Source organism: Microcella sp. (genome assembly GCF_033763155.1).
Lineage (GTDB): Bacteria > Actinomycetota > Actinomycetes > Actinomycetales > Microbacteriaceae > Microcella.
Window position 1 is genome coordinate 1 of sequence record NZ_JANRKZ010000185.1, and the last position, 5,517, is coordinate 5,517.

Sequence of the window (5,517 nt, forward strand, 5' to 3'; positions counted from 1 at the left end):
GCGCACGACGATCTCGGTCTGGTCTTGGCTCGCCACGTCACCGACGTAGTTGCCACGCGGGTCGACGAAATACGAGCTGCCGTAGAACGTCACGGCGAGGTCGCCGAACTCGTCGCTCTCGGTGCCGATGCGGTTGTTGGCAGCGATGAAGTACTGGTTCGCGGCAGCCGCAGCGGGCTGCTCGAGTTCCCACAGCCGGTTCGAGAGGCCGGGCTTGGTCGCGCTCGGGTTGAACACGAGCTGGGCACCGTTCAGGCCGAGCTCGCGCCATCCTTTAGGGAAGTGCCGGTCGTAGCAGATGTACACGCCGACCTTGCCGACGGCCGTGTCGAACACGGGGTAGCCGAGGTTTCCGGGGCGGAAATAGAACTTCTCCCAAAACCGGTCGAGGTTCGGGATGTGGTGCTTGCGGTACTTGCCGAGAACCGAGCCGTCAGCATCCACGACCACGGCGGTGTTGTAGTACACGCCGGGCATGTCTTCTTCGTAGATCGGGAGGATCATGACCATCTTCAGTTCTTTTGCGAGCTTCGCGAAGCGCTGCACAGTCGGGCCGTCAGCCGGCTCGGCGTAGTCGTAGTACTTGGCGTCTTCGATGATGCCGAAGTAGGGGCCGTAGAAGAGTTCTTGAAAGCAGATGATCTGCGCGCCGTCGGCGGCAGCGTCGCGGGCGAACTGCTCGTGCTTGGCGATCATCGACTCTTTGTCGCCCGTCCAGGTGGTCTGGGTGATGGCGGCGCGGATGGTGGTCATCGGCGGTGGTTCCCCTCTGCATCAGTGAACAGGGGCCAGTGTGCGCCCCGGCTGTTACCGGCGCGTTTCGGCCACTGACGTCTCTCGTGACACGCTATGGCGCATCCGCGCAGGTGAACAGATGTGCGCGCACATGAGCACGCAGCAGGCGGCGCTAGCGTGGGGCGCATGAGAATCGTCGTTCTCGCGGGTGGAGTCGGAGGCGCGCGCTTTGTGCGCGGTTTGCGCGAGGCCGTGCGGCGTGCGCCCGTGGGGAGCGACCTCGCCGAGGCCTCGATCGACGTCATCGTCAACACGGGTGACGACTGGTGGCTCGCGGGCCTGCGCATCACGCCCGACCTCGACTCCATGCTCTACACGCTCTCGGGCCAGAACGACGAAGTGCGCGGCTGGGGCCGCGTGGGCGAGAGCGAACGCGTCTCGGGCGAGCTGCAGGCGTACGGGGTGACTCCCGAGTGGTTCACGCTCGGCGACCTCGACCTCGGAACGCACATTGCGCGCTCGGCGTGGCTGCGGTCGGGGCTCACGCCGTCGGAGGTCGTCGCTCGACTGCACGAGCGCTGGGACCTCAGCGGGGTCCGACTGCACCCCGCGACCGATCACGAGATCGACACCCACGTGTGGGTTGCCTCAGACACCGGGGCCGAAGAAGACATGCACTTTCAAGAGTGGTGGACGCGCTACCGCGCACAGGTGCCCGCCCTTCGATTTGAGCAGCGCGGCATCGACCTCGCGTCGCCGTCGCCGGGCGCTCTCACGGCCCTGGATGCGGCCGACGTCGTGCTCATCGCGCCGTCGAACCCGGTCGTGTCGATTGGCACGATTCTGGGCATCCCGGGAATGCGCGATGCGGTGCTCGCGGCCGGCGCTGGCGCCTCTCGGGGCCGGGCGCCGATCGTGGGCGTGTCGCCCATCATCGCCGGATCCGCGGTGCGCGGTATGGCCGACGCGTGCCTCACGACGATCGGTGTGGCGACGGATGCCGGCGCCGTCGCCCGGCACTACGGCCCCCGGGCTCAAGGCGGCCTGCTCGATGCGTGGCTCGTGGGCCTCGAAGACGAGTCGCTTGTCGCCGGGTTGCGCGCGGACGGCGTCGCCGCCGACGCGGTGCCGCTCTGGATGCGCGACCTCGACACCGCGGCCGCGCTCGCCGACGCTGCGGTCGACGCCGCACAAGCCGCCGCTCGCTAGCCAGTCCGCCTGTCGCGTGCGCTGGCTCGCAGTGGGTCCCCTGGGCAGAGTGCCCGCTCGTTCATAGAAATGGCATAGAAAGCGCATAGCTTCGAGGTCGACGGTGGGTCTTGTCACCGCACGCGCTGCATCCGCAGCTCGAACCGAAGGAGTTCACAATGCGTAAGACGACCCGAACCATCACCACGCTCATCGCCGCCGGTACGCTCACGGCGTTCGGTCTCGCTCTCGCCCCGGCCGCCATGGCCGCGTCGTCGAGCACCGACTCATCGGCGTCGAGCTCGACGTCGACGTCCGAGCGCGGTCGCGAGGGTCACGGCCCCCGCGGCGACCGCCCGGGGCTCGAGACAGTCATGACGGTGCTCGACCTCACCGAAGACGAGCTCAAGGCGGCACGCGAGGCGGGCACGACGCTCGCCGAGTTGGCCGAGCAACAGGGCGTGGAGGTCGCTGACCTCATCGACGCGCTCGTTGCTGACGCCGAAGAGCACATTGCCGAGCACGTCGCCGCGGGCGACCTGACGCAGGATGAGGCGGATGCTCGGCTCGCCGAGATCGAGCAGCGAATCACCGACCGCGTCAACGGTGTGGAGCCGGCCGAGGGCGACCGCCCCGCCGACGGCGACCGCCCCGACCGCGGCGAGCGCGGCCCTGGCGGCCACGGCCCGCACGGCCCCGCAGACGAGGATGCTGCTGCCGACCAGTAGTCACGCCTCGCCTCGTTCTGCAGGTCACGCGGACTGAGGCAACCGGGCTTCGCGCCCACTGATCCCCCGCCGGGCGCTCGTCTCCCGCGGGGGATCAGCGCGTTAAGCCCGCTTGTCGCGCACACGCGCGCGCTTGACGAAGCGCAACCTCAGGTGAGACCGCTTGTCGCGTACCCGAATAGCGATCGGCTGTACTCCAGTGCACGACGAGCCCCTCGGGCGCATCTCTCCCCACGCGCCCACCTGCCGGCAAGCAAATGTGCAGTGTCCCTCCGACCACACTCTCGGCACCCTCCTCGTCTGGGAGTAGGCCGTAATGCCGCAGGGCGCTCACGCACGCGAGTGGTCCGCCGGCGCGCCACGCCGCTCGAGCATCCGTCGGCAAGTCGCTCGCGGCATACCAGCCCTGCCGAATCCTGTCGAGATTGCGGTACCGCAACGCGAACCAAAACTCGGTCTCGGTCCAGCCCGCGGCGAGAAGTTCGCGGCGCGTCGCAATTCCCCCATAGCGGCGCAGAACGCGGTCGAAACCCGTGAATCCAGCCATCGCGCGATTCTGTGGCGTGAGCGCGCGACCGCGTTGGACACCCGACGCCGCTGTGTAGCTCGACTTCTGTTGAGGCAGCGTGAGGAGGGGCGAGCGAGCGAGCGCAGACACGGCGAACCTTCACCTCGGCGCCTTCCAGAAGCGCGGAAGTCATTGAGCGTTGCTCCTGTTTTTCCGCGGTTCTGGAAGGCTGCGCAAAGACGTTCCGTTGTCGCGAAGGCGCGGTGGGCAAGGCCGCGCGATCGCGAGGGCACGGTGGGCAAGGCCGCGCGATCGCGGGAGCACCCACCTAATCCCGCGGCGGAGCAGGCCAGCGTCCGCTCGGCGTCGACTCAACCTTCCGTCGTGATGAACCACTCATCGGTGCGACACAGCGCCCCCGGTAATGTGGCGCTCAGCGACGGCCGCACGGCCATGGGGAGGGAGCAGAGAGACGATGAGCTGGGAAGACGCGATGCCGATCATCCCGATAGCCTTCTGTGCCGTTGTTGTGATCGCCGTCATTGTGCGCCTCTCGCTTGGTCTCGCTCGGCGCCGGGGTCGTGCAGCGCTGCGGGACATTGGAAGCGCCTTGACCGGAGCGGGTAGCGTGCAGTCGTCCGCATACGGATGGAGGCCCGGTGTCCTGGCTCCGGCTGACCCGCCCGCCGTCGAGTGGCACGATTCCGACGAAACGCGCGACGGAAGATAACGGCGGCTGGCACGAGTAGGGTGGGCGCACAACGTGTTGCGCCCGGTCTGGGGCGCGGCGTGGCGCCACTCTTGAGGTGCCCGGCCCGGCGGGTCCAGCGTGCCCGCTGTCGTTCGGCTTGCCAGGAGCATCCATGACGGAGTCCACACCACAGAACACGCCCGTGCGCGCGACGGGCGCGAGCCGCAACGCGGCTGTCCGCGGGACGGGTACGACGGCAGGCGCGGCGGGCGTAGCGACCAGTGCTCCAGCCGGGTTTGTGCCAACGGCGTCGGCGATCTCGCGGGCGCTCAAGCGGGCCGAGTCGGGCGTCACGCTCGACGCGACCGAAGCCGAGACGCTGCTGCACTGCCGGCACGACGACCTCGAGCGGCTGCTGACCGTCGCGAGCCGTGTGCGGGATGCGGGGCTCGAGAAAGCCGGACGTCCCGGCGTCATCACCTACTCACGCAAGGTGTTCATTCCGCTCACGCACTTGTGCCGCGACCGGTGCCACTACTGCGTGTTCGTGCAGACTCCCAACCAGCTCGCCGCGCAGGGCACAGCGCCCTTCCTCTCCCCCGACGAGGTGCTCGAGATCGCGCGCGCGGGCGCCGCCCTCGGCTGCAAAGAAGCTCTCTTCACGCTCGGTGACCGGCCCGAAGACCGCTGGCCCGCGGCGCGCGAATGGCTCGACGCTCGCGGCTACGACTCCACGATCGACTACTTGCGATCGGTCGCGATTCTCGTGCTCGAAGAGACCGGACTGCTGCCACACCTCAACCCCGGCGTCATGACCTGGCAAGAACTGCAGCGCCTCAAGCCTGTCGCGCCGAGCATGGGCATGATGCTCGAAACCACGAGCAAGCGGCTGTTCGAAACGCGGGGGCTCGCCCACTTCGGAAGCCCCGACAAAGACCCCGAACTGCGCTTGCGGGTGCTCGAAGACGCCGGACGCAGCGCGATCCCCTTCACAACCGGCCTCCTGCTCGGCATCGGCGAAACCTACGCCGAACGCGTCGACGGCATGTTCGCCATTCGAACGACCTCGCGCCGGCACGGGCACGTGCAAGAGGTCATCATCCAAAACTTCCGCGCCAAGCCGCGCACGGCCATGCGCGCCGCCGACGACCTCGCGCTGCAGGAGTACATCGCCGCCGTCGCCGTGAGCCGCCTCGTGCTCGGACCGAGCGCTCGCGTGCAGGCGCCGCCGAACCTCACCGACGCGGAAGAACTCGGCCTGCTCATCCGCGCCGGCATCGACGACTGGGGTGGGGTCAGCCCGCTGACTCCCGACCACGTCAACCCGGAGCGTCCCTGGCCGCAGATCGACGAGCTCGCGCGCTTGACCGCCGAGTCAGGGTTCACGCTGCGCGAGCGCTTGACCGCGCATCCCCACTACGTGCGCGCCGAAGAGCCGTGGCTCGACCCGCGCATTGTTCCGCACGTGCGGGCCCTGGCCGCAGCCGATGGGCTCGCCGACGAGGAAGCCGTGCTGCGGGGCATCCCGTGGCAAGAGCCCGACCCCGATTGGGCGAGCCGCGCCGGCACCGGACGCACCGACCTGCACGTTGCGATCGACACCGAGGGTCGGCGCACCGAAACCCGCAGCGACTTCGACGACGTGTACGGCGACTGGGCGGAGTTGC

General features: G+C 68.6%; 5 protein-coding genes. 3 read left to right on the forward strand and 2 right to left on the reverse strand.

The features are described from left to right. Nucleotides 1-753: nitrilase-related carbon-nitrogen hydrolase (locus tag SFU54_RS07750; protein WP_319015710.1), on the reverse strand; the 753-nt coding region annotated here is incomplete at its 3' end. A 168-nt stretch (nt 754-921) separates the two neighbouring features. Here SFU54_RS07750 and cofD point away from each other — a divergent pair. Both cofD and SFU54_RS07760 read left to right on the forward strand, forming a co-directional pair. Next, complete coding sequence (gene cofD / locus SFU54_RS07755) at nt 922-1,944, forward strand: 2-phospho-L-lactate transferase (RefSeq protein WP_319015711.1); 1,023 nt, start codon at nt 922-924, stop codon at nt 1,942-1,944. 158 nt (nt 1,945-2,102) lie between these two features. Continuing rightward, the gene (locus SFU54_RS07760; protein WP_319015712.1) at nt 2,103-2,651 is read left to right on the forward strand and encodes a hypothetical protein; all 549 of its coding nucleotides are present in this window, start codon (nt 2,103-2,105) and stop codon (nt 2,649-2,651) included. Between the two features lie 94 nt (nt 2,652-2,745). Here SFU54_RS07760 and SFU54_RS07765 read toward each other — a convergent pair whose 3' ends face one another. Continuing rightward, nucleotides 2,746-3,198 (reverse strand): hypothetical protein, encoded by a 453-nt coding sequence (locus SFU54_RS07765; protein WP_319015713.1) that lies wholly within the window; start codon nt 3,196-3,198, stop codon nt 2,746-2,748. A gap of 824 nt (nt 3,199-4,022) precedes the next feature. Here SFU54_RS07765 and cofG point away from each other — a divergent pair. Further along, a partial coding sequence (cofG, locus tag SFU54_RS07770) for a 7,8-didemethyl-8-hydroxy-5-deazariboflavin synthase CofG (RefSeq protein ID WP_319015714.1) occupies nt 4,023-5,517 on the forward strand: 1,495 nt, incomplete at its 3' end.

What these genes read in the sequence shown, in the direction of transcription:
- cofD (WP_319015711.1), top strand. Translation starts at nt 922, where the DNA reads ATGAGAATCGTCGTTCTCGCGGGTGGAGTCGGAGGCGCGCGCTTTGTG.
- SFU54_RS07760 (WP_319015712.1), top strand. Translation starts at nt 2,103, where the DNA reads ATGCGTAAGACGACCCGAACCATCACCACGCTCATCGCCGCCGGTACG.
- SFU54_RS07765 (WP_319015713.1), bottom strand. Translation starts at nt 3,198, where the DNA reads ATGGCTGGATTCACGGGTTTCGACCGCGTTCTGCGCCGCTATGGGGGA.